We start from the raw sequence: 25,154 nt of genomic DNA, 5'->3' as shown, positions 1-25,154 counted from the left end.
ATGATAGTGTAGTATTTGCTATGTGACTCTCTACCGCTGTGGGCACTACGACATTGCCAGGCTCCAAATACAAGAAAGCCCGACTCCAAAGAGCCGGGCTTTTTTACGTCCGTTGAAAAGTGAAATACATGTCTTTACGTAATATCACCACCTCCGTAGCGTGGGTTGAGTATCACGAAACCCGCGGGTAAGGCTCACCACACATCTTTGTATGGTAAATATAGCGTTTCAGCAGTGAGCTTTATGAGTACTTTAGCGTAATTATGCTTGTGCGTAGTTAGATTTATTACCTAGCCAGCGATGAATTAAAGGGTCTATAAGGTCGGGGTTTTGCTTTAGCATTTGTTGTGCAATGGGCCTGACTTGATTTAGCGTGTGTTTATCTCGAGTAAGATCCGCTATTTTAAATTCTGCTAAGCCAGTTTGTTTAGTGCCGAGCACTTCACCTGGCCCACGTATTTCTAAATCTCGCTCTGCGATGACAAAGCCATCGTTACTGTCTCTTAATACACCTAAACGTTTTTGAGCTGTGTAAGAAAGAGGGGCGTGATATAACAGTACGCAATGCGAAGCGGTGGCTCCTCGTCCTACGCGCCCGCGTAATTGATGTAATTGTGCTAATCCTAAGCGCTCAGGATTTTCTATGATAATTAAACTGGCATTAGGTACGTCTACACCTACTTCTATTACTGTTGTTGCAACAAGTACGTGAATATTGCCTGCTTTAAAGTCGCTCATGATCGCTTGTTTTTCAGCGGCTTTCATACGGCCATGAACGAGCCCTACATTAAGCTCTGGCAACGCCTCTTTTAATTGTAATGCGCTGTCTTCAGCTGCTTGGCATTGTAGGGCTTCTGATTCGTCAATGAGGGTACATACCCAATAAACCTGTCTGCCTTGTTCATTACAGGCAAGCTTAACACGGTTTATTATATCGTCTCGGCGTGTATCAGGAATGGCAACAGTGGTTATAGGTGTGCGCCCAGGGGGTAACTCATCTATCACTGAGGTTTCTAAGTCGGCATAGGCCGTCATAGCCAATGTACGCGGAATGGGGGTTGCGGTCATGACTAACTGATGAGGATAACAATTACCAAACTTGCCTTTCTCACGCAGTGAGAGGCGTTGATGAACACCAAAGCGATGTTGCTCATCGATGATAATTAATACTAAGTTATTAAATTTTACCTCGTCTTGAAATAGGGCGTGAGTGCCCACTATCATTTGCGCCTCTCCTGAGGCGATTTTTTCAAGTGTATTAGTACGCTCTTTTCCTTTAGTTTTACCGCCTAGCCAGGCAACGTTAATCCCAAGACTTTCAAACCATTGCTTGAAATTTATTCCGTGTTGTTCAGAAAGGATTTCTGTAGGTGCCATTAGGGCAACTTGAAAACCTTGTGCTATTGCTGTTAATGCACTTAATGCTGCAACCAGTGTTTTACCTGAGCCTACATCACCTTGTACTAATCGCATCATGGGGTAGGCATGCTGTAAATCCCCTTTTATTTCGGCTACAACTCTATTTTGTGCATTAGTCGGTGCAAAAGGGAGTTGCGCTAAAAATTGGCTCTCTAATGTATTTGTAGGACTTAGAGAAACTGCACTTACTTGCTGCCCTTGCTCGCGTACTTTTAATAAGCTTAAGTTTTGGGCAAGTAGCTCTTCAAATACTAAGCGTTGTTGTGCCGGATGCATGCCTTGTTCAAGCGAAATAATGTCAACATCATTCGCAGGGCGATGAAGTAGCAATAAAGCGTCACTTAATTGCATATGTGAGGGTTGCCATTTTTCAGGGATAAGCTCCTCAACAGAATACTTATGTAATAAATTGATGGCTTGTTCACTTAACGCTCTAATTGATAATTGTTTTAAGCCTTCGGTGGTAGAATACACGGGGGTTAGTGTTGCAGCGGTTGGTTGCTCGTTTGGGGTATCGCTAATGCTGTATTCTGGGTGGCTCATTTCAAAGCCAACGCGCCCGCGTCTTACCTCACCAAAGCAACGGATTATTTTGCCACTGCTAAATGCGTTTTTTTGCGCTGCTGTAAAATTAAAAAACCGTAAAGTAAGCCTACCTGTACCATCGTTTATTTGCACCACTAACATACGCCGTTTACCAAAGGTCACTTGGCTTGTTTCTATTGTTGCCTCAACAGTGCAGTGGCTGTGTAAAGTAACATCGTTAATAGCATAAATACGGGTACGATCTTCATAGCGTAAAGGCAAATGAAAGAGCATATCTTGCACGGTAGCTATACCTAGCTTTTGTAGGCGTTCGGCCATTTTTGGGCCTACCCCTTTAAGTTCTGTTATAGGGTATTGGCTTAAGCTAGGTTTAGACAATGTAGGCTCAAATCTGTTTATTTGTGAATGAGTTAAGTGTACTCACAGGTTTGCTAAGCATCAAGCATGTTTTAAAGCTTGCCAAAACTGCTCGTTAGCGACTATTTCACCTTCTTCATCGAGAGGTGGGTAAGGTAGGTTTTTTAATCTACATTGTTTAGCAATAACTGGGTGATACCCTTCAAAATACATAGGGTGTTTAATCTCTTCACTTAGCATATCGCGCTTATATAGCCCTGCTTTTTCTCGTTGTTGTTGTGCTTCAAATAAAATAAGCGCAGCAGCTACTGATACATTAAGTGACTGCACCATGCCTTGCATAGGAATAATAATGTTTTGATCGGCGTGTTTTAGCGCGCGCTCAGAAATCCCAGTTTTTTCTTGGCCAACGATTATAGCTGTGGGTTTTGTGTAATCGATTTCTCTAAAATCTACAGCATCTTCGCTCAAGTGTGTTGCTAATATTTGTACATCTGGGTTGTGCTTGCGCATCATCGCAGCAGCATCATCAATATTTTTATGCAGGTGTGTTTCTAGCCAGTTTTTACTGCCGCCAGAGGTATTATTGGTCAGCCATTTTTGGTTTTCTGGCCATACAGCATGCACATGATGGCAACCTACTGCATCAGCACTTCTTACAATAGCTGAGAGATTATGATGTTTATGTACGTCTTCTAGGCAGACTGTTAGGTCTGTTTGGCGACGTGAGAGCACGTCTTTTATTCGTTGGTAGCGATTTTGCTGCATGGTGATCCTCTTTTTTGATAATTATACGTAATTTTATCTATTAAGGCATTACTGTGCGGCTAATTGGATTTTGCAAAGAGATTAGGGTCTCGGTTGATTGAATAGCCTCTATAGCTTGTATTTTATTAATGAGCACGTCTTGCAGATGGTCGATAGACTTGGCCATTACCTTTATAAAAATGCTGTAGTTACCCGTGGTGTAATAAGCTTCAACTACTTCTTCTAATGCTTCTAGTTTAATCAGTGTTTCTGGGTAGTCGCGAGCGTTGTTTAAGTTAATACCAATAAAGCAACATACATCGTAACCAAGTTGCTTTGTACTAATGCTTAATTGGGTGCCGGTAATGATGCCCGCTTGTTTCATTTTTTCTACGCGTACGTGAATTGTGCCGGCACTTACAGTAAACCGTTTAGCTAATTCTGCGTAGGCTGTGCGGGCGTTGGCCATTAAAGCGTGAAGTATCTGTTTATCGAGATTATCGATTTGATAATTTTCCATTATTTTTGCTTACTTAAATTAGTGAATCTACATTTTTATACCGTGTAAATTAATCGATTTTACATATTAAAGCTATTTTTATTATGGGTTATTGAATTAAAAGTTTAAATCGTTACAGTAACCTCATTAAAAGCGCCTGCAGGGCGTTTTTTCATTAATAAGCAAGTAACAATAACTGGGAATGAGGCCAATTATTATGAGTTCACACTATGTGCAGCAACAGCAGCAAATAAGTAAAGTTAAGCAGTTTTTTTCACAGCAATTAGAGCAGCAACTAGGGTTAGTTGAAGTTCAGGCTCCTATTTTGGCCAAAGTAGGTGATGGCACACAAGATAACCTGAGCGGCCACGAGAATGCAGTTGCTGTTAACGTAAAAGCAATTACCGATAGCAGCTATGAAGTTGTTCATTCGCTTGCTAAATGGAAACGTAAAACGCTAGCGACTTACGGCTTTTCTGTAGGTGAAGGTATTTATACACAAATGAAAGCGTTGCGCCCAGATGAAGACTCATTAAGCCCAATACATTCTGTTTATGTTGATCAATGGGATTGGGAAAAGGTAATTTGCCAACGTACTGAACGAACGCTCTCTACATTACAAGACACTGTTAAAGCTATTTATACTGGTATTAAGCAAACAGAGCAGTTTGTAAGTGAAAGCTTTGGTATAGCCCCATTCTTACCTAGTGAAATCACGTTTATACACAGTGAGCAATTACGCAAAATGTACCCTGAATTTAGCGCAAAGCAACGCGAAAAAGCCATTGCACAAGAGTACGGTGCGGTGTTTTTAATTGGTATTGGGGGGGCATTAGGTGATGGCAAAATCCATGATGTACGCGCTCCAGATTACGACGATTGGTCTACCCAAACGATTGACGGATACACAGGATTAAATGGCGATATTTTAGTGTGGAACCCTGTGTTAGAAGATGCCTTTGAAATATCATCTATGGGTATTCGTGTAAGCCCTGATGTATTAAAAGCGCAATTGAGCATAACAGGCGTTGAAGAACGCCTAGCATTCGATTGGCATAAAGCATTACTAGAAGAGGCTTTCCCACAAACAATTGGTGGCGGAATAGGGCAATCGCGCTTAGCAATGTTATTACTGCAAAAGCAGCATATTGGACAAGTGCAAGTAGGTGTATGGCCAAAGCAAACGCACGATACAGTAAGTGGCTTACTGTAAATTATAAAGGGCGCTAAATGCGCCCTAATGTGTTTTAAAGTTTATTTCTACTTTATTGTTTTGTAGGTTTATATTGCAAGGTGGGTAGTTGCGGGTAGTTTTTAATACTTTATCAAAAATATGGATCTCTACCCCTGAGTGTAATGATGTATTAACGACGAGATTTGCATCGCTTAGTAGGTCGTGAAGTTCATGATCTAGGCTAGATAACTTTTTCTCTAGTTGCTCTGCTTGTTGGCAATAATGCTGTTGCGTTGCGCCAATTTTTTTAATGAGCAGATTCTTTTTTTCTATATCTTTTACTTTATCTGCTTTTTCAAGTGCTGCTTGAAGGGTATCAAGCTGCTCATCGGTTTTTGCTAAGTCTTTAAAGCAGTTATCTGTGTCGGCCGTTATTTCAGCGCCGGATGCGGCTAAATTGATAGCCATTTTTGCACCTGATTCATTGCCTATTTCGCCAGCAATTAACACGGTTGCATCAAGAATCTCTCCACCAAAAATTTTCCCTTTGGGTAACTCTGTTTGGCCAACTTGTAATAAGTGTTTTGCTTTAATAGCACAATGGCTGGCTTGGCGGTCTATAAAGATGTTTTTGCCCTGCATATAACAGTATTGTGCGTGAGATACATGAACATCACCTTCACTTTTAATAGAGCACGACAAAGTTTTATCTTCGAGCTTTTGATGGCCAATAATGCCTTGCTTTACAGTGATGTTTCCGCCGGCTGATAATTCGCCAGATTCAACCGTGCCAAAAACAGTAATGTCGCCTTTTGCGGTGACTCGCATTCCTGGGTCAATGTTTTTAGTCACAATAACACTGCCTTCAAAATCAATATGGCCGCTTTTAACATCTACATCAGAGATGGTAAAAATATCATCAACTCGCATACCGTTAGGTATTTCTACGGGGACCCCCGCTGTTGTAGAAACAAGCTCGAGCGGATTTGTTTTTGATATTTCGGCGCCTTCGCCTGCCACTAACTTTTTATTCTCACCGGGTTTAGCCGGTAGTATGTCACCTACTACAGTGAATCCTTCTTTACCGGGAGTTGCAGGTTGTTGGCGGATCAGTACAGTGCCGGGCTCTACGCTTGCCAGTTTACCAAAGTCGCGCATATCAACACTGCCATCTTCCTTCATTTTTGGTGCTTTTAGGCGATCTTTGAGGGTTTCTACCATAGCCACAAATTTTGTTGCTGTGCCTTCTGCTGGTAGGCGGCCTTTGGCTAGAATCCCTTTTGCCACTGTACCTGGGGGTAAGTTAAATTGTTTATCTAAAAGCTGCTCTAAAAAAGCTTGTTTGTAACCACGAACAACCCCTGCTTTTATGAGTTGTTTTTTGCCCTCTTCTAACGAAAGTACTTTACCACCATAAGCTAAGGTTAGCTCACCTATGGCTTGCATTTTATCTTCACTTAACGTTACCACAAGCGATGCATCGTGCTTACTTGCTACAACCAAGGTTGGCTCATTATTTTGCGCTTTAAAAAAATTATCAATAGCCTCGTGGTCAATTTTGCATTCGCAAAACGTCGACTTCTCGAGTGCATCAATTATAAAAGCGGCGCTAGGTGGAGCGTGCTTACTTACATCAAGTAATACGTTCCCATTATTGGCAAGCTTAAACACTAGTTAATCCTTTTCTACTACTTAAGTTAAGATTGATTTTATTGCATGATTACAGAGTGCTAGATATTTACATGTGAGTCAAGAAAGGGCGATAAACAAAGGCTATCAGTAAAAAATAGAGCTATAAAGGGGGTTTATAGCTCTGTATTTATTAATTAGTTGAAGGAAGTTCCATAATGCCGTCAATTTCAACTTGTGCGCCTTTTGGTAGAGCACGTACACCTAGTGCTGCACGGGCAGGATAAGGCTGCTTGAAATATTGGCTCATTACTTCATTAACAGTAGCAAAGTTTGATAAGTCTGTTAGGTAGATATTAATTTTAACAAGATCTTGGATTTTACCACCTGCTTCTTCGCACACCGCTGTAATATTTTTAAATACTTGATGTGTCTGCTCGCTAAAGTCTTCTGAAACCATTTCCATTGTTTCTGGGACAAGTGGAATTTGTCCAGATAAATAAACGGCAGTACCTACTTTAACCGCTTGGCTATAAGTGCCGATGGCAGCAGGTGCTTTTTCGGTAGAAATAAATGCTTTATTCATGAGTTTCCTATTTTACTTTTTACGATAGACTCTTTGCACATCAGGCATCACGCGAATGCGGCGCATAATATTAGCAACATGGACGCGGTTTTTAACGGTAACGCCCAAGTCTATCACATATAAATTACTTTCTTTTTCGTCGGTAGTGATCTCAACAATGTTGGCTTGGGTTGTAGCAACAACATTTGTGAGTTTAGCTAAAGCCCCTTGGTGATTAATTATTTCCACCCGTAGCGCAGCTATATATTCTTTTTCTGGATTGTCATCCCATTTTACAACCAGGTATTTTGAGCGTTCGTTTTCCCAGCCGCGAATATTTTTACATTCTTGGCGGTGAACGGTAAGCCCTTTACCTTGGCTAATATGTGCAGTGATGGCATCCCCTGGTACAGGTCGGCAACACTTAGAATAATTAACCAACATGCCTTCGGTACCAATAATGGTTGCTTTGGCTTGTTTGCTAATATCTGACAAGTCGTCGCTTTCTTCTTGCAATAAGCGTTTAGCGATTAACACGCTCATTAAGTTACCTGCGCCTATTTCTACCAGTAATTCTAATACTGTAGATAGTTCGTGCTCTTCGAGTACGCGGGCTATGTTTTCATCGGCAATGCTGTCGAGCTTATTTTCACCTAAGGCAGAATCGAGTAAGCGTCGGCCTAATAACAATGCTTCTTCTTGGTGTTGGCTCTTAAGGTAGTTTCTTATCCCTAAACGGGCTTTACCTGTAACTATAAAGTTTAACCACGTTGCATTAGGGTGTGCACCCGAGCTGGTAATAATTTCAACACTTTGCCCAGTATCTAAGGCTTTGCTTAGCGGGTAAGGTTTACGGTTTACCCTTGCACCTACACAAGTGTTACCTACATCAGTATGCACCGCGTAAGCAAAATCAACCGCGGTAGCGCCCATTGGCAACTCTACTATGCGGCCATCGGGGGTAAATACGTATATTTCTTCTGGGAACAGCTCGGTTTTAACGTTCTCGACAAATTCGAATGATGAGCCGGCACTTTGTTGAAGCTCTAGCAAACTTTGCATCCATTGACGCGCACGCTGTTGAGCTGTGTTACCCGCGCCATCACCGGCTTTTTTATACATCCAGTGCGCAGCAACCCCTTTATCGGCCATGTGATCCATGTCATGCGTACGCACTTGTATTTCTACCGGAATGCCGTGTGGGCCTACTAATGACGTATGCAAAGACTGATAACCATTTGTTTTAGGTACGGCTATATAATCTTTAAAACGCGTTTCGATAGGTTTATACAGGTTATGTGCAACACCTAACACGCGATAACAGGTATCCATTGCATCTACGTTTATTCTAAAGGCGTAAATATCCATTACCTCATTAAAAAGCAGCTCTTTATTTAGCATTTTTTTATAAATGCTATAAAGGTGTTTTTCGCGCCCAGAAACCGTAGCCTTAATACCAGACTCTTCAAGACGTGCTTCTATTTCGGTTTGGATGTTAGAAATAACTTCTTTACGATTACCTCGCGCTTTTGCCACTTCAGATTTAAGTGCGCGATGACGCATAGGGTATAAAGCCTGAAAACCTAAATCTTCTAGCTCATTTTTAATATCGTGAATACCTAAACGGTTTGCAATAGGTGCGTAAATTTCAAGTGTTTCACGGGCAATACGACGTCGCTTATCAGGGCGCAGAGCGCCTAATGTACGCATATTATGAGTACGATCGGCCAGTTTAATTAAAATAACCCGAATGTCTTGGGTCATAGCCATGATCATTTTTCGGTAGTTTTCAGCTTGGAATTCTTTTTTGTCTTTAAAGCTGAGCTTATCGAGCTTACTTACTCCTTCAACAAGTTCGGCAACCGTATCGCCAAATATTTCGGCTAAGTCCTGTTGGCTAAAATCGGTATCTTCAATAACGTCATGCATTAGCGCGGCCATAAGTGTTTCATGGTCAAGGTGCATGCCAGCAAGAATTTGGGTTACTTCAACAGGGTGAGTAATGTACGGCTCGCCGCTTGAGCGAGTTTGCCCCTCGTGAGCCTCTCGGGCTACCACGTAGGCTTTTTGCACTAGCTCTACTTCAGCAGCAGGCAAGTATTCAGATATTTTCTTTTTAAGACCTTCAAAAAGATACATTCACACTCCAATGTTCTCGTGAAGCAATAAGTAACGGTAAGTAATAGAATATACGATGAAAAGAGGGGATTGCCAACGGCTAGAGTAGAAATACTGAGCCGTTGACTAAATCAAACCGGGTGGTTGATTATTGATTACCGCCAACAATAGCAGCAACCGCAGCTAATTCAGCTGCTTCTTGGTGTTGTTGTTCTTCACGGTCAATAACGTCCATTGATGAACTATCAACTAAACCTTTTTCGATTTCACGTAGAGCGATAACGGTTGGTTTGTCATTTTCAGCGTCTACTAGTGGGTCTTTACCACCAACAGCAATTTGGCGGGCACGACGAGCCGCAACTAAAATTAAGTCAAAACGATTACCAATTGCATCTACTGCATCTTCAACTGTTACGCGAGCCATCTCAGCACTCCAAAATAATTTAAAAGCAAAGGCGTAGTTTACTGCAAGCAGCTTGTTTCGCCAATAGCCAGCGGTTAATTTTTACCAGTTTTCCCTGTAAAGGGCATAAATGGCTTATTTAAGTAAGTTTGTAATTAAATCGTGATGACGACTAGCTTGGGCTTTTAAGGTTAAGCGCTGCGCTAATACGATAGTTTCAATATTGCTAAGGGCGGTTTCAAAATCATCGTTAACTACAACATAATCATATTCATTGTAGTGCGATGTTTCTGATTGCGCTTTAGCCATACGCCCAGCGATGACCTCGGCAGAATCTTGGCCTCGGTTATTTAAGCGCTGCTCTAGCTCTGCTTTTGAAGGAGGCAAAATAAAAATTGTTTGCACGCTTGGCATAATTTCGCGCACTTGCTGCGCACCTTGCCAGTCAATATCTAAAAATACATCAATACCGGCATTCAGCTGCGACTCAATAGCCTGCTTTGAAGTACCGTAGTAATTATCGAATACTTGCGCCCATTCAAAAAAATCATCTTTGGCAATTAATGCTTTAAATTCATCGGCGCTTACAAAGTGATAATGCACCGCATTTTCTTCACCAGGACGAGGGCTTCGAGTGGTATGCGAGACCGATACTTTCATATCTGCGTGTTTTTTTAGTAACGCCTTGATTAAGCTAGATTTACCCGCACCAGAAGGCGCCGATAAAATAAATAAATTTCCGCGAGTTTGAGCCATGTTTTTCTCTACTTAAAATAAACAGGCTTGGATTAAATCAATAATCCAAGCCTTTAATTACGTTATTGTACTTTATTTAACACTTTTTACTCAACCATCTCTTATTAACAGCCCCCCCTGCTTGTATGTAGGGGTTTTCCCCTATGACTTATAGGGAGTGATCCTGATATGCAAGAAAGCGCTTTGCTTATTAAATGTACTTGTAAACAAAATATTAACCAAACAATGTTAAGCAAACATTCTTTTAAGTAGGTGGGTAAATTATGAAGTCATCAATTAAGAATATACTGGCTGGTCTTTCTCTTGCAGGATTTAGCCTGAACGCTGCAGCCGCAGCTGTTATAGGTAATCAACTAGAACAAAAACTACAAACAATGACTGCAGCAGACACTACCATGGTAGTGGTCAGTTATGATCAACTAGGCGCACTAAGTAATACTCAATTACAAAACTTATTAAGCTTAGGCTTGGTTGAAGGTGTGCAATTTAAGTCTTTGCCAATTATAGGCTTGTTGGCTACACCTTCACAAATATCTCAGTTAGTAAACGTGCCAGGTGTTCGTTCTGTTTATGCAAATAGATCACTTACTTATTTTAATAAAGAAGCACGCGAATTAACGGGTGTAGATAAGCTTCAATCAGATGATTTTGAAGCCCACAATGGAATCAAATTTACGGGCAAGGGTGTGACCGTAATAGTGAATGACTCGGGTATTGATGCCACATTAGATGACTTAGAGTATGGCTCTAAGGTTATTGAAAACGTACAGGGGGTTACACATGCACAAGCAATTTCGCTTACTGGAATAGATGGTGTTTGGATAGAGGGCCAACCAAATACAGACCTAAATGTAGGCCACGGCACTCATTGTGCTGGCACTGTAGCGGGTTGGGGCTCTCATTCTGATGGTGAATATAAAGGTGCGGCTCCAGGCGCTGACTTAATTGGCTATGGCTCTGGAGCTGGTTTGTCGATTTTAGATGCGTTGGGTGGTTATGACTATGCGATTAGTCATATTTGGGATTTCAATTCGCCAATTCGAGTAATGAGTAATTCATGGGGCTCAAGTGGTAAGTTTGACCCATTAGGACCAATCTCACTGGCTTCTTATAAGGCTTACAAGTTGGGTATGATTTCAGTATTTGCAGCTGGAAACTCAGGTTCGGGCGAAGATACACATAATCCGTATGCTCAAATCCCGTGGGGGATGTCGGTTGGCGCGAGTACTAAGCAAGCTGAGTTGATTGATTTTTCATCGAGAGGCAAAAATGGTGAAGTAGGCGACTTTACTATGCCAGACGGCAGTGAATGGACTTATAAAAATGAAGTAAGTATTGTCGCCCCTGGTGTTGATATTATCTCTACAAGAGCAAAAACGAATGTTGTATCTAATGGCGGAGCAGATGATATTGATGCCATGCCTGCTGAGCATCTTCCTTATTACACTATGATTTCGGGCACATCAATGGCTACGCCGCATGTGGCTGGTGTGATTGCACTTATGCTAGAAGCAAACCCAGAACTCACACCTTTAGAAGTGAAAAAAATCATCCAAGAAACGGCAACCAATATGCCAGGCTATGAAGCATGGGAGGTTGGTGCAGGGCATATAAATGCATATGCAGCTGTTGCAGGTGCATTAGGTTACGATAACCAAAATAGCGTAACAGTTAACAACTTAAGTGACTTTAATGCTAACGCCATTACATTGGCAGACGCTGATCCGCAGCCTTTTGAAGTCTTATACTCACCGGTTGGGGAGCCTGAAGTGCACAGGTTTAACGTAAATGCAGAGGATAGTTGGATAAATGTTTCTTCTGAGGTTTTTGCTACAACCACTAAGTTAAAGTTAGAAGCGCCAGATGGCACTGTGTATATGGGTAACTTAACACTGCCAGTACTTGATACAACTATGCGGGTTTCTGCACCTGCGCAAGAAGGCGAATGGAAATTATTTGTATATGGAATGACATCGTTATCCGGCGTACAAGCAGACCCTACTGGATTAACTAACGGCCCAGGCGTACCTGAATTTATTAGTGGTGAAATTTCAATTTTAAAATCGGGTGGCTACGAAGGGCTAGACGATATTGAGGGGCATCCAGCGCAAAATGCAATTGAGTTTGCTGTCAGTGAGCGCTTAGTTGATAGCAGAAACAATCTTTTATATCGCCCAGATGCAAACCTTAAACGCAAAGAACTTGCTAAGTATCTTGTTATGGGTATGTCTGTTAGGCAGCATAGAGATATTTTAAACAATGAAAAAATGCCCCTTTCAGATGTAAACGGCCAATACACACCTTTCATTGAAGCTGTGACTGAGGTTGGTTCTGCGTTAAAAGATCGCACTCAAATCCAAGCACCAGTTATGCTCACAAGCGAAGGGACATTTTCACCTCAAGGTAATGTAACAAAAGAAGAGCTGGCCTATTCACTGGTTCAAGGACTTGGTTTAGAAGAGCAAGTGCGTGCCTTTACAGGTGATATCACAATTGAATATAACTCAGAGCGTATTCCAGTATTAGATACAGACCAAGTCGCACCTGAGTTTAGAGGCTATGTTCAAGCTGCTATTGATATGTCACTGATTAACGTTACCTATCAAGTTGAGCAAGGACCTTATGATTTATCACCAACTGTTGTTGCTTACTTTAAACCTCAAAGCAAGGTTAAGCGTGGCGACTATGCGGTAATAATTTCTCGTTTATTCAACAATTACTTACGTAAATAATTACTAGTAACTTAAAAGCCAGTCATATATTTGTCTGGCTTTTATTTGTTGCAATAAATGCATGTATCATGCTAGTTTTTAATTACAGGTGAAAAAATAGTAACCATTTTGTAGTTGGTTCATTAGTTGTGTTTTCTGAGGATCACTATGCTAAACATAAAAAAACTATTAATTGCTTCATATACAGGGTGTTTACTGTTTATGAGCTCGCAAGTAGAAGCTACTGATATTGTATCAGTCAATATTCATGGCAATTCTGCTGAGGCTATTATTGAGCTACCAGGTGGAGTTTCTGCGGATATAACCTTAGAGTTTGAAAATGCGGTAGGGTTAACAGCACAAAATTTAGGTATCAGTGCTGAAGTAGTTGATATTACCTCTCAAGCGTTGTTACAGCGATTACCGAGCATTACCGATATAGCACCGTCAGCTGCTTTTCCTATGATGATAACAATAGAGCCGCAGTTAACGAGTGGCTTTTCTTTTTCTGGTTTGGCAACCGTTGATATACATACTCATAACTTAGAGTATACCGCGGGCACGCCGCTGCGCTTTTTTAAAGCGCCATTAAACGGTGAGTTTAAAGATATTACTATGACGATGGGAGCTGGCAGCTACAGAGCGCGTGGCTCTACCGGCCGTTTCTCTCAATTTATAATTGTTGCTGACTTACGTCCTCAAGTAACGGTGATAGACTCTAAATATAATGATTTGCAAACTGCTTTAAACAACTTTTCAGCAGATATTGACCCCGCTGTTTATTCAGCTTTATTACAAGATTTAGCAGATGTAAATCAGCTTATGTTGCTGCAAAATTACAGTGCTGCAAGCAACAAACTTAATACCTTTAATCGAAGAATAAGCGATAACAGTGGCGATAAAGTACCTAATGTATGGCGCTCTAGCAGAGATATAAGCAATGTGGCGGGGGAGCTCATGGCTTATGCGAACACCTTACGCTTTAGTCTACGTTTAGCTAATTAATGTCAACAAAAAGACTATTTAAAGAGTAAAACTATGCCTGCGCGAATTACGGTTTGTTATACCAACCAGCCAGCGGTTGAAAGTTTTTTATATGAGGAGAGCGACTATCGTATTGGTCGCTCTAAAGAATGTGAGCTAATACTTGAGCATCCTACCGTTTCGCGCCAACATGCGACCGTAGTTAACTTAAATCGTGTGTGGCAGCTTAATGATGAATCAAGTCGAAACGGCACTCGAGTTAATGGGCTGGCTATTTCTACCTCAACCTTAGAAGATGATGCCATAATATCTATTGGTAAATTAGATTGCTTATTTGAGTCTAAATCTACACAGCAAATTCAAGCTATTCAGAGCCACAATAATTGGCGGTTATCTGCGAGTAAGCCAGGCATAAAAAATATTACAGTTAATTTAAAGCAAAACTTATTATCACAATTACAAAACCTGATTATGCTTACCGGTACGCAACGAGGGGGGGTGTTTTTAGGCAACACCTTACAAAGCCTAAGTGTGTGTATAACGCAGGGGTTATCGAGCAAAGATTTTAAGCTTAATAATTTTGAAGGGAGCATTGGTGCAATATCGCAATGTTACTCAAAAGGTGAGCCTATTATTGCCATGGATATAACGCACCATCAACTTTTAAGTAGTCGACAAAGTATTGAGCTTAAAAAAATATCTGCTTTAGCGTGTATCCCCCTGACTTATGAAGGTTCAATTATTGGGGTTATTTACACCGACAGCAAAATGTCTGGAAAGGTGCTTACAGAGTTAGATCTTGAAATATTAACCAGCATAAGTTTGCAAATAGAGACCACAGTACAAGCTATTTTACTTCAACAGTCTATAGAGTTATTACAGTCGCAACTTATAAATTCCTCTTCTTTTGACGGTAATGACTATAATTTATTTAAATTATGTCATTAAAAGAGTAACGCGATATCAACTCCGACGATCGTAATCAAAGTTCATTAAACGAAACACAACTTATATCGCCGCAAAGCGATTTACAATCAGGAAGTTTGTTAGTTGAGCGTTTTGAAATTGTCTCAGCCCAAGGGCGCGGGCAATATGGTTGTGTATATAAAGCACTTGATACACAACTTCAAACTTACGTTGCTATTAAGGTGCTTAATAGCGCACTTCACAACAGTGAGCAGGCAATTAGTTCATTTAAAAACGAGCTACTTTTAGTCAGGCAACTAAGTCACCCAAACATAATCCGTGTGCATGAATATTACTTTGATCAACAACTTCACTTTATAACAATGGATTGGATTGAGGGGCTTACATTAGAAGATAAAATCGCAGAAAAAAAACTCACCTCTCAAGAAATAATTGATATAGTTAAACAGCTTTTTGCAGGGTTAGCGTGCGCAGATGAAGTTGGTATAGTTCATAAAGATTTAAAGCCCGATAATATTTTAATTGATACTGAAGGCAAGGTTTACATTGCCGACTTTGGCTTAGCGGCTCTAAAAAATAACGATAACAGCCAAAGTATTATTGGCACGCCTTACTACGCGGCACCTGAGTATCTACTGCAAGGTAAAGTTAATAAAAGCACTGACTTGTACTCCCTCGGGGTAATTATTTATCAGCTTTGCTGCCATTCAATGCCTTTTAAGGGTAATAGTCTTGAAAAAATCATTGATAGTAAGCTTTCAGGAAATATTAAATTTAACCCTTATCAGGCAAGATTAAAGTCATTAAAAGCTTTTGTGCTCAGTATGCTTGCTGCAAATACTCAGTCTCGGCCTGAAAGTGTAAGCCTCGCCTCACGCTTATTTGAGTCACTTATTAATAAAAATGCTAAGCGTAATACTCGCCCCGTAATGCTATTTGCAGCCGCTTTTGTATTTGTTGGGTTTATTTGGGTGCTAGCAACAGTTGAAAATACGGCAAACACAGATAAAGCAAACTATTCGTCTATTGCTATTTTACCCACAGTCATGAATAGCGAAACGGAAAATGATGCGTTTACTGACTTTATACATTACAGATTGTCGCATGTGAGCAATTTAAGAGTTATCGATACTTCGCGTGTTACAAATTTGCTAAAGCAATTAGGTTTAAATCCGCCATTAGATAAAGCCAAAGTAGAGCTACTATCTGACTTACTTAAGGTGGATGCTTTAATTAGTCCTACAGTTATTCGCACAGGTGGTAATAGTCAAGATGTTCAAATTAAACTAATAAAGGTCGATGGCTTCAATACAAATGAATCTCTATTATTAAACGCCCCGCTTGATGATAAAAAATGGAATAGCGTTGTAAGTCAGGCCGTAAAAAATTTAAAACAAGCCCTTAACCTAAAAGAGCAAGCCGGTAAATCACTGTTACTTAGCAGCCCTCCATCAAAAGCATTGTTTAATATAAAAAAGCAGATTGAATTGGGTAATGTAGAAGTGGCAAAAACTAAGTTGCAATCGTTATTGGCTCAAAACCCTAGCTTAGCGCAAGGTTGGTTGGTATTAGGTGAGCTTTTGTTAGAAAATAATTTGATAATAGAGGCAGAACAGGCGTATTCAAAAGTGCTACAGCACGCGAAACCTCTAACTTACAGCGCTAAATTTGCTAGTGCGCGGCTTAATGATTTAGCAGGTAAAGTAGAGCTGGCTAAAAATGATTATTTAGAGCTCATAAAAGCATTCCCTTACAATATTGAATTAAAAATTGCCTTAGCAGAGTTTTACTTTTTTATAGAGCAGCATAGTAAGGCTGAGCAATTGTTGTTAGATGTTGTAAAGCTCGATCCATACCACCCTAATGCTTGGTTTATGCTTGGTCGCGCTGCTTTTTTACAAGGTGATTTAAATAAAGCAGTGGATGATTACTTTGTAAAAGCACTGGTTACAGCTAAAAAGTTAAAGAACCCACTTAAAGAGGGGGAAGCATTAAATGCATTTGGTGTTGTTTACGGTCAACAAGGAAATACCGAACTGGCGTTTGATTATTACTTACAAGCATTAACAGTACGTCAAAACATGGGAGACTCGGCAGGTGTAGCTACAACCATGACAAACTTAGCTTCTTTGTACCTTGCTGAGGCGCAGTATAAACAAGCTGAAGACTATTTAGAAAAAAGCTTAGATATATATACCCAGTTAGGCGATCAGCAAGGGCTTTCTAATTCTTATAATGAACTAGGTGTACTTGCTGAAGAACAGGCACTTTATCAAAAAGCGTTAAAGCATTATCAAGATGCGCTAACAATCAGAATAAACCTTAGTAACCAAATGCTACAGGCTGAGAGCATGAATAATATTGGCTTTATGTATTACATGTTACTCAATCATGAACATGCTTTAGTTTATTGGCAGCAGGCTGAGCAGCTATTTCAACGTATTCAATTTCCAATAGGCATTATTCATGTGCAACAAAACTTAGCGCAAATTGAATTATCAAAAGGAAATTGGCGTAATGCTTTTCACCTTTTTAATAACACGCTTAAAGATGCTAGTGCGTTAAATAGTGTAGAAGAAACCATAGTTGCTAAAAGCTACTTAGCTAAGCTTGGCTTTTTACAAGGTGGTTTTAAACAGAGTTTTAGTGAGCTTGAAAGTGTCTATCAGCAAGCTGAAGCGCTTAATGACGTAAGAGCAATTGCCGAGTTTGGTTTATGGCTTGCGGATTGGTCAATGCAACTTGGCTTAAAAGAACACGCTATTAGCTATTTAGAAAAAGTGGAACTGGCTGTCGCGAATAACGGTAATGTTGAGTACCACAATAAACACGCCTTTTTATCTCGCTATATTAATGATCAACTTCACTTAAACAACTTACAAAGCCAAGCGCTAGTTGCACCTGATTTTGCTCATCAATCAGTGTATATACGTGAGCTTATTTATGCAGCCCGAGAACACCTACGTACCGGTAAAAAGGACATCAGTGCTTATTTAGCCAAGCTAAAAGCTGCGGATTACGAATTACAAAAGTACCAATACATTGACTATTTAGAGCTATTGGCCATACAGCAGTTTTTAAATAAGCAATGGCAAGCACTTCAAGCAACACTTAGAGAGGCTGAGCTATTACAAAGAAACATGGGAGGCTATTGGCGTAGTTTTCAATTTGACAGACTGCATGCACAACTTGCATTAGCAAATGAGGCCGACTCTTCGGCGTATACAGCTAAAGTAGATAAAAAAGTGGCAGATCTGCTCAATAATTTACCTAAAAACGCTGAACACACATTTTTATCAACCTTAAGTTATTTTGAATTAAATGACGGCTTTGGAGAACTTAGCGCGAATGACTAATGATAGTGATACGGATATTGCTTATTTTGTTGAGCAATTAAACCAAAAACAGCAGTTAATTACCCAGCAGCTCAATACAAATAATGAGCAAATGCGTGGCTTGGCAAAGCGGGTATGGCGTGTTCAAGAAAACGAACGTAAGCAAATAGCGCAAGAGCTTCACGATGGCGTAGGGCAGTTATTAACAGCACTTATAAACCAATTACAACAAGTGCAAAATGACTCACAAACTAATGAGTTAACGCAAAGTATAGAGCTGGCTCGTCAAGCATTGTCAGACACACGTGTGATTTCTCGGTTAATGCGCCCTCGTATTTTAGATGACTTAGGATTAGTGCCCGCTCTTGAGTGGTTGGTAAGAGTTATGGGTGAGCCTTGTGAGGTTTTAGTAAAGCTCCATCATAAAATTGATGCGCCGCTCAAAGATGAGATTCAAACTTTAGCCTTTAGGGTTGTTCAAGAGGCGCTTACCAACGCGATAAAACATGCAGATGCTTCTTTAATCACAATTAATTTAATCGCTACTGAAAGCTTATTAATGATAAAAATAAAAGACGATGGTGTAGGAATTAAGGTGAGCCCGCAAAATTACAAAGAGGGCTTTGGGTTAGGTGCTATGCACGATAGGGTTGCAGCTTATGGCGGGCAATTAACTATAAATTCAGCCCCAGGTGAAGGCAGCGAAATAAAAGTTTTAGTAACAGGCAAGGAGGTTTTATGATCAGCGTTCTGGTGGCAGACGATCATACAATTTTACGCCAGGGGCTAGTAAGCTTACTTAGTAAAGATGAGAATATTTGTGTAGTGGCAGAAGCCGCTGATGGTATGCAGGCTGTTACTAAGGCACTAGCATTAAAGCCATGCGTTATTGTTATTGATATAAGCATGCCTGAACTAAATGGCATGGAGGCAGTGAAAAGGCTGCACGAACAACTCCCTGAATCTAAAGTATTGGTTTTGACCATGCACGAAGAACAAGAGTATGTAATTCATATGGTTCGTGCTGGTGCATCAGGCTACCTATTAAAAGATAGCGCCAGCGATGAGTTATTAGATGCCGTTAATGCACTCTCACAAGGTAAAACGTATTTTAGCCAGTACGCAGCTAATGTTTTAGCCTCTTTATCGTGCAAGCCAGCTGAGCAATGGCAAGACCCATATAAAAACCTTACCAGCAGAGAGAGAGAAGTTTTTCATTTAATAATTGAAGGTAAAACAACAAAAGACATAGCGCGCTCACTCGATATTAGCGTTAAAACGGCTGAAAACCATCGAGGAAAGGTGCTCGATAAGCTCAGTGTTGCTAATGCTGCAGAGCTTGTACGCTATGCAGCTAAAAATAACCTATTGCTATAAAACGGGTGTTTTAACTAATACACCCTAGGGGTTTTCCCGTATGTTTTAAACGTTAGTTGTTTGCCATTCTCAATGGGTCAAAACAATTAAGGTGTAAGCTCATGTTTAAAACAACACTAAAAACTAAAAAATTACTGATCGGACTTATGAGTGCGGGTATGTGCTTAGCGCCCTTGCACGTATCAGCAAAGTCATTAGGGCCGCAGCTGCAACAACTACTTACAAGTGCAACAGATCAAGATGCTTTTGAAGTAATCGTAACGTTTGAAGGTAAAGGAAAGCTAACAAGTGACCTAGTCAATGTTATTGAATCGGCGGGTGTGCTCGGAGGGATCACCTTTAATAATCTACCAATTATGGGAATAAAAGCGACCAAGGCTCAAATTGATGCAATTTATGCCTCTGATAAGGTCCGCTCAGTTTGGTATAACTCACCGCTTACGTTAGAAAATGACGGCTCAACACAAATTACAGGTGTAGATAGGCTTCGTGAAGATTCATCACTACGTAACCAAGGCATGCCTTTTTCGGGCCGTGGTATTGGGGTAGTAGTTAACGACTCAGGTGTAGACGGCACTCACTCAGATATTAAATATCCAAACCATGTTATACAAAACGTATTGGCGCAAACCAATTTGCACTCTCTTTCTGAAATACTACCTATTACCTATCAAGAAAACACGGCAAATACAGATATTGCTGGTGGCCATGGTTCGCACGTAGCTGGCATTATTGGTGGTAATGGCGCCATGTCTAGTGGTAAGTATCAAGGGGTTGCGCCCGGAGCTAAAATTATTGGTTATGGCTCAGGAGCTGGTTTATTTATACTTGATACGATAGGGGGCTTTGATTACGCTTTAACTCACCAATACGATTACAATATTCGTGTGATCTCTAATTCATTTGGTAGTACTAGTGATACAGGCACCGACTTCAACCCAGATCACCCAACCAATGTGGCAACAAAGCAGCTTTCAGATAACGGTGTAATAGTGGTGTTCTCTGCAGGGAACTCAGGTAGCGGTGAATCGACGATTACTGGTAATTTTAAAAAAGCACCTTGGGTTATAACGGTTGCTGCAGGAGATAAAGATGGGCAGTTAGCCGATTTTAGTTCTCGCGGCGTTAAAGGTAAGTCAGGCGTTGTAAGTGTAGATGGCGAAACGTTTACTTGGGAAGATCGCCCTACAATTACTGCACCAGGCGTTGATGTTATTTCTACACGTGCTTCTTTATCTAGTTTAAGTGCACTGAGCATTACAGATGATAGCGAAGTGATGGAAGCCAGTCACGTACCGTATTATACATCTATGAGTGGTACCTCGATGTCTGCCCCGCACATTTCAGGTGTTGTTGCATTAATGCTTGAAGCTAATCCAAATTTAACTTGGCGAGAAGTTAAAAGTATCTTGCAAAAAACAGCAACTAATATGCCTGGCAAAGAAGCGTGGGAAGTTGGCGCAGGTTATGTAAATGCTTACGCAGCAGTACAGTCGGTTGTAAACACACAGCTTGCATTTGGTGAAACGACTAAACTACAACGTGAATTTAATGCTTACGCGTTAACATCAATACAAGCAGACTATAGTGAATCAGTACCCTTTAGCCCAGTGGGTGAAAACGACGGTATTTTAATTCCCGTAAATGTGAATGCTTCCATGGTAATGGTTAACGCTAATGTTGACGATAATACGGTTGGCTTATCACTCGTTAGTCCTTCAGGTAAAACGTATAGTTCAAGTATTGCATTACCCGTTTTAGGACAAAATATCGCAGTTACTGCTCCGGCTGAATTTGGTAATTGGACCTTAAAAGCGCATGGTATTGGGGGAGTGTCTGGTGTTGATGTAGACCCCGCTGGCCTTACAAATGGTTACGGGCTACCTAGTGAAATCACTGCAAATATTAAAATAGTTAAGACCGATGGGTATAAAGGCCTCAGAGATATTAGCGATCATCCTGCAAAGTCATTTATTGAATATGCCGTTAGTGAGCAGCTAGTTGATGCTAAAAGAACAGGTTTTCATCCGAATGACTATCTTTTACGCCAAGAGTTAGCTGACTTTCTTATGTTAGGAGGAGGAATTAGACAGTCGAACTTAGCTAAAAATAGTCAGTTCAATGATGTATCAAACGACTTTACTGCGGCTATTAATAGTGTGACTCAAAAAGGGGCTGCACTTAGAAATACAGAGCAAGATCAAGCAGCAGTTATGCAATCCGATGCAAGCTTATTTAGCCCTCTTGAGCCAGTTAGCCGAAATGAGCTCGCGTATTCATTAATGCAATCTTTGGCATTGGAGAATCAAGCTTTTAGCTTTGAAGGTGATATAACTGTAGTTTATGGTGAGCAACGAATAGCTTTAGCAGACCAAGAGGCAATCCCAAGTGAGCTAAAAGGTTATGTGCAACTTGCTTTAGACTTAGGGGTAATGAATGCTTATTACAATATTAGCCAAAATGCTTATGATTTAGAGCCCACGGTATCAGCATCGTTTAATGGTGATAAGTTAATTACACGAGCAGATTACGCGGTAGCAATCACAAGGCTTCACAAAAACTAACCCTCCGATGAAGTATTAAGCACCACTTTACCAACATGTATTGTGGTGCTTTTTTATATGGACTAATAGTTATTCAATATTCTGAATTTGCTCTCTCATCTGCTCAATAAGCACTTTTAGCTCTACAGCTGCATTAGTAATATCGCTATTAATAGACTTAGAGGCTAGGGTGTTTGCTTCGCGGTTAAACTCTTGCATCATAAAATCTAAACGGCGGCCACACGCGCCACCTTTATTAAGAATTTTTTTAGTTTCTTTTACGTGCGATTTTAAGCGGTCGAGTTCTTCGGCAACATCTTGCTTTTGCGCAAGGTAAATAAGCTCTTGTTCAAGGCGAGATTCGTCAATGTCGGTTTTTAAGTCTTCAAGCTTTTGATTAAGCTTTTCACGCTGCCACTTTGCTATTTCTGGTAAGTGACTTTCTACTACAGTAACTTGCTCAAGTATGGCATCAAGGCGAGTGGCAATCATTTCTTCTAAATTTGCGCCTTCATCGCCACGGGCTGATTTAAAATCTTCAACTACTTGGTCAAAGCCCGCTATAAGTGCTTTATTGACAGTATCTAAATCGAGCTCCTGTGCTTCCATTACGCCAGGCCAGCGCAGTATATCAACAGGATTAATGTCGCCACTGCTTTGTTGCTGCACCCATTTAGCACTATTTATTAGTTGCTCAGCAAGTGACTCATTAATTGATAGCTCACCCACGTGTGCTGGATTTGCAACAAACTTTAAAAACACTTCAACTTTACCGCGTTGCAAATTTTTACGTAAACGCTCACGAATTACCGGCTCCATGCCACGAAATTGCTCTGGTGCGCGAATAAACGTTTCAAGGTAGCGCTGGTTTACTGAACGAATTTCCCAGGTGCCAGTGCCCCAATCGCCTTTAATTTCGCGACGCGCATAAGCAGTCATACTGTGGATCATGGATAAGTTCCTAAAATTTATTAATACAATATTGCGATGATTATACCGTAACACTGCTTAACCTCTAGAGAAAATTTATTACGCTGAATATTTTACAATCAGCATGGCATCTACCTGCACATGCACTTATAATGTCGCAAATTCAGAATTAAGGGGATCGTCAATGCGTCCAAGCGAAAGAACACCTAACCAAATTAGACCGGTATCATTTACACGTAATTACACATTACACGCTGAAGGCTCAGTACTTGTTGAGTTTGGTAATACCAAAGTACTTTGTACTGCTACGGTTGAAGCAGGTGTACCACGTTTTATGAAAGGCCAAGGTAAAGGTTGGATCAACGCTGAATACGGTATGCTACCGCGCTCAACGCATACACGTAACGCACGTGAAGCAGCACGTGGTAAACAAGGCGGTCGTACTATGGAAATTCAACGTTTAATTGCTCGCGCATTAAGAGCTGCAGTAGATTTAAAAGCGCTTGGCGAAAACACCATTACAATTGACTGTGATGTGATTCAAGCTGATGGCGGAACACGTACTGCATCTATCAGTGGTGCATGCGTTGCTTTAGTTGATGCACTTACTCACATGCGCGCTAAAGGAATGATCAACTCAAACCCACTTAAGCACATGATTGCTGCTATTTCGGTAGGTATTTATAAAGGCCAACCAATTAGTGATTTAGAGTACCTTGAAGATTCTGAAGCCGAAACCGATATGAACGTAATTTTAACTGAAACAGGTAAAATTATTGAAGTACAAGGTACCGCAGAGGGCGAACCATTCTCGTTCGACGAATTAGATGAGCTACTTACACTGGCTAAACATTCAATCCGTGAAATTATTGACGTTCAAAAACAAGCGTTAGCATAAGCGAGTACCTCAATGAAAGATTATCAAAAAGAGTTTATTGAATTTGCTTTAGAAAAGCAGGTTTTAAAATTTGGCGAGTTTACCCTTAAATCAGGTCGTACAAGCCCATACTTTTTTAATGCTGGCCTTTTTAACACAGGACGTGATTTAGCACGTTTGGGTCGTTTTTATGCATCAGCCCTCGAAGACGCTGCAATAGAATATGACGTTTTATTTGGCCCAGCTTATAAAGGTATTCCTATTGCAACCACTACCGCAGTAGCGCTGGCAGATCACCATGATAAAGATGTACCTTATTGCTTTAACCGTAAAGAGAAAAAAGCACATGGTGAGGGTGGTACATTAGTAGGTTCTGCATTAACGGGCAAAATTATGCTGGTGGATGATGTGATCACCGCAGGCACTGCGATTCGTGAATCAATGGAAATCATTGCCGATAACGGCGCAGACCTAAGTGGTGTACTAATAGCACTTGATCGCCAAGAAAAAGGCAAAGCTGAGCTTTCAGCTATTCAAGAGGTTGAGCGCGACTTTAATACCAAAGTGATCTCTATTGTAAAATTAGCTGATCTTATTAGTTACCTTGAGAGCCAAGGTACAATGGACGAGCATTTAGCATCAGTTAAAGCATACCGAGATCAATACGGTATTGCCTAACTAAAAAAAGCCTCGCAATTGCGGGGCTTTATTTTGACCACAGTAAATAGAGCTAATAATGAAAGATGTATTTAAACCTAACGGCCTTGGTATAAAGCGTATATTTAAAGCAACGTATTGTTCGTACCTTGGTTTTAAAGCGGCCTTTATAGAAGAAGCGGCTTTTAGGCAAGAGTTGCTACTTAGCATTATTTTGCTACCCATTTCTTTTTGGCTAGCTTCATCGGTATTACATTGGGCATTGTTAGTAAGTACATTACTGATCATATTGATTGTGGAATTACTTAATTCAGCAATAGAAGCGCTCACTGATCGCGTAAGTACAGAGCGCCATGTATTATCGGGGCGTGCGAAAGATATGGGATCTGCAGCGGTAACACTCTCATTAATGATCCTTACGATCGTGTGGGGTGCTAGTTTGTATATAAAGTTATTTCAGTAAACCCTCTATATAAACCAATTAATACACCTAAAATGTTAATAAAGTGCTAATTATGTTGTGTTTTTAGCGCATTTAGCTCAAATACTCAGCGAACAGTCATTTATTTCAAGTTTTCTTCAAAAAAGGGTTGATCTGTT

General features: G+C 40.6%; 20 protein-coding genes. 11 read left to right on the top strand and 9 right to left on the bottom strand.

Going from position 1 to position 25,154, the window contains the following annotated elements:
• Positions 1-261: 261 nt before the first annotated feature.
• Genes recG through asnC form a run of 3 tightly spaced genes read right to left on the bottom strand, consistent with a single transcriptional unit; the run spans position 262 to position 3,589 of the window.
• A complete protein-coding gene (recG, locus tag AN395_RS18970; protein WP_054983954.1) occupies positions 262-2,343 on the bottom strand; it encodes an ATP-dependent DNA helicase RecG in 2,082 nt (693 codons plus the stop codon).
• Between the two features lie 60 nt (positions 2,344-2,403).
• Positions 2,404-3,090: a tRNA (guanosine(18)-2'-O)-methyltransferase TrmH gene (gene trmH / locus AN395_RS18965; protein ID WP_024032415.1), complete on the bottom strand. Its 687-nt coding sequence runs from the start codon at positions 3,088-3,090 to the stop codon at positions 2,404-2,406.
• Between the two features lie 40 nt (positions 3,091-3,130).
• Complete coding sequence (gene asnC / locus AN395_RS18960; protein WP_054983953.1) at positions 3,131-3,589, bottom strand: transcriptional regulator AsnC; 459 nt, start codon at positions 3,587-3,589, stop codon at positions 3,131-3,133.
• Between the two features lie 196 nt (positions 3,590-3,785).
• Between asnC and asnA the strand changes: the two genes are divergently transcribed.
• A complete protein-coding gene (gene asnA, locus AN395_RS18955; RefSeq protein WP_054983952.1) occupies positions 3,786-4,781 on the top strand; it encodes an aspartate--ammonia ligase in 996 nt (331 codons plus the stop codon).
• Between the two features lie 24 nt (positions 4,782-4,805).
• Here asnA and AN395_RS18950 read toward each other — a convergent pair whose 3' ends face one another.
• From AN395_RS18950 to gmk, 5 genes are all read right to left on the bottom strand, one after another.
• Positions 4,806-6,413 carry a DUF342 domain-containing protein gene (locus AN395_RS18950; protein ID WP_054983951.1) on the bottom strand — a complete coding sequence of 536 codons (1,608 nt, stop codon included), beginning with the start codon at positions 6,411-6,413 and terminating at the stop codon, positions 4,806-4,808.
• Between the two features lie 151 nt (positions 6,414-6,564).
• Positions 6,565-6,957: a RidA family protein gene (locus tag AN395_RS18945; protein ID WP_004588255.1), complete on the bottom strand. Its 393-nt coding sequence runs from the start codon at positions 6,955-6,957 to the stop codon at positions 6,565-6,567.
• Between the two features lie 12 nt (positions 6,958-6,969).
• Entirely contained in the window at positions 6,970-9,075 is a 2,106-nt protein-coding gene (spoT, locus tag AN395_RS18940; protein WP_004588254.1) for a bifunctional GTP diphosphokinase/guanosine-3',5'-bis pyrophosphate 3'-pyrophosphohydrolase, read from the bottom strand.
• A gap of 127 nt (positions 9,076-9,202) precedes the next feature.
• Positions 9,203-9,478: a DNA-directed RNA polymerase subunit omega gene (gene rpoZ, locus AN395_RS18935; protein ID WP_004588253.1), complete on the bottom strand. Its 276-nt coding sequence runs from the start codon at positions 9,476-9,478 to the stop codon at positions 9,203-9,205.
• Between the two features lie 114 nt (positions 9,479-9,592).
• Complete coding sequence (gmk, locus tag AN395_RS18930) at positions 9,593-10,213, bottom strand: guanylate kinase (protein WP_054983950.1); 621 nt, start codon at positions 10,211-10,213, stop codon at positions 9,593-9,595.
• A gap of 263 nt (positions 10,214-10,476) precedes the next feature.
• On the opposite strand from gmk, the gene AN395_RS18925 reads away from it, so the two are divergent.
• From AN395_RS18925 to AN395_RS18895, 7 genes are all read left to right on the top strand, one after another.
• Positions 10,477-12,945 carry a S8 family serine peptidase gene (locus AN395_RS18925; protein WP_054983949.1) on the top strand — a complete coding sequence of 823 codons (2,469 nt, stop codon included), beginning with the start codon at positions 10,477-10,479 and terminating at the stop codon, positions 12,943-12,945.
• Between the two features lie 147 nt (positions 12,946-13,092).
• The gene (locus AN395_RS18920) at positions 13,093-13,929 is read left to right on the top strand and encodes a DUF6689 family protein (RefSeq protein WP_054983948.1); all 837 of its coding nucleotides are present in this window, start codon (positions 13,093-13,095) and stop codon (positions 13,927-13,929) included.
• A 33-nt stretch (positions 13,930-13,962) separates the two neighbouring features.
• Positions 13,963-14,856, top strand: a complete 894-nt coding sequence (locus tag AN395_RS18915; RefSeq protein ID WP_054983947.1) for an FHA domain-containing protein — start codon at positions 13,963-13,965, stop codon at positions 14,854-14,856.
• A 95-nt stretch (positions 14,857-14,951) separates the two neighbouring features.
• On the top strand, positions 14,952-18,191 hold the full coding sequence (locus AN395_RS18910) for a serine/threonine-protein kinase (protein ID WP_054983946.1): 3,240 nt from the start codon (positions 14,952-14,954) through the stop codon (positions 18,189-18,191).
• A complete protein-coding gene (locus AN395_RS18905) occupies positions 18,184-18,912 on the top strand; it encodes a sensor histidine kinase (protein ID WP_054983945.1) in 729 nt (242 codons plus the stop codon). The genes AN395_RS18910 and AN395_RS18905 overlap by 8 nt, the downstream gene beginning before the upstream one ends.
• The gene (locus tag AN395_RS18900; protein ID WP_024032425.1) at positions 18,909-19,547 is read left to right on the top strand and encodes a response regulator transcription factor; all 639 of its coding nucleotides are present in this window, start codon (positions 18,909-18,911) and stop codon (positions 19,545-19,547) included. Before AN395_RS18905 ends, AN395_RS18900 begins: the two co-directional genes overlap by 4 nt.
• Positions 19,548-19,648: 101 nt before the next feature.
• Positions 19,649-22,111, top strand: a complete 2,463-nt coding sequence (locus AN395_RS18895; protein WP_054983944.1) for a S8 family serine peptidase — start codon at positions 19,649-19,651, stop codon at positions 22,109-22,111.
• A gap of 69 nt (positions 22,112-22,180) precedes the next feature.
• On the opposite strand, the gene AN395_RS18890 is transcribed toward AN395_RS18895, so the two are convergent.
• Entirely contained in the window at positions 22,181-23,041 is an 861-nt protein-coding gene (locus AN395_RS18890) for a YicC/YloC family endoribonuclease (protein ID WP_024032427.1), read from the bottom strand.
• A 163-nt stretch (positions 23,042-23,204) separates the two neighbouring features.
• On the opposite strand from AN395_RS18890, the gene rph reads away from it, so the two are divergent.
• From rph to AN395_RS18875, 3 genes are read left to right on the top strand one after another with little or no spacing between them, the layout of a single operon-like run.
• Positions 23,205-23,918, top strand: a complete 714-nt coding sequence (gene rph, locus AN395_RS18885) for a ribonuclease PH (RefSeq protein WP_004588248.1) — start codon at positions 23,205-23,207, stop codon at positions 23,916-23,918.
• Positions 23,919-23,930: 12 nt separating this feature from the next.
• Entirely contained in the window at positions 23,931-24,575 is a 645-nt protein-coding gene (gene pyrE / locus AN395_RS18880; RefSeq protein ID WP_004588247.1) for an orotate phosphoribosyltransferase, read from the top strand.
• 58 nt (positions 24,576-24,633) lie between these two features.
• The gene (locus AN395_RS18875) at positions 24,634-25,017 is read left to right on the top strand and encodes a diacylglycerol kinase (RefSeq protein ID WP_004588246.1); all 384 of its coding nucleotides are present in this window, start codon (positions 24,634-24,636) and stop codon (positions 25,015-25,017) included.
• The last annotated feature ends 137 nt before the right edge of the window (positions 25,018-25,154 follow it).

It is taken from the genome of Pseudoalteromonas sp. P1-30, assembly GCF_001400005.1.
Lineage (GTDB): Bacteria > Pseudomonadota > Gammaproteobacteria > Enterobacterales > Alteromonadaceae > Pseudoalteromonas > Pseudoalteromonas atlantica.
The sequence above is the reverse complement of the archived record's forward strand: the minus strand, read 5'-3'. Positions and strand labels throughout refer to the sequence as shown.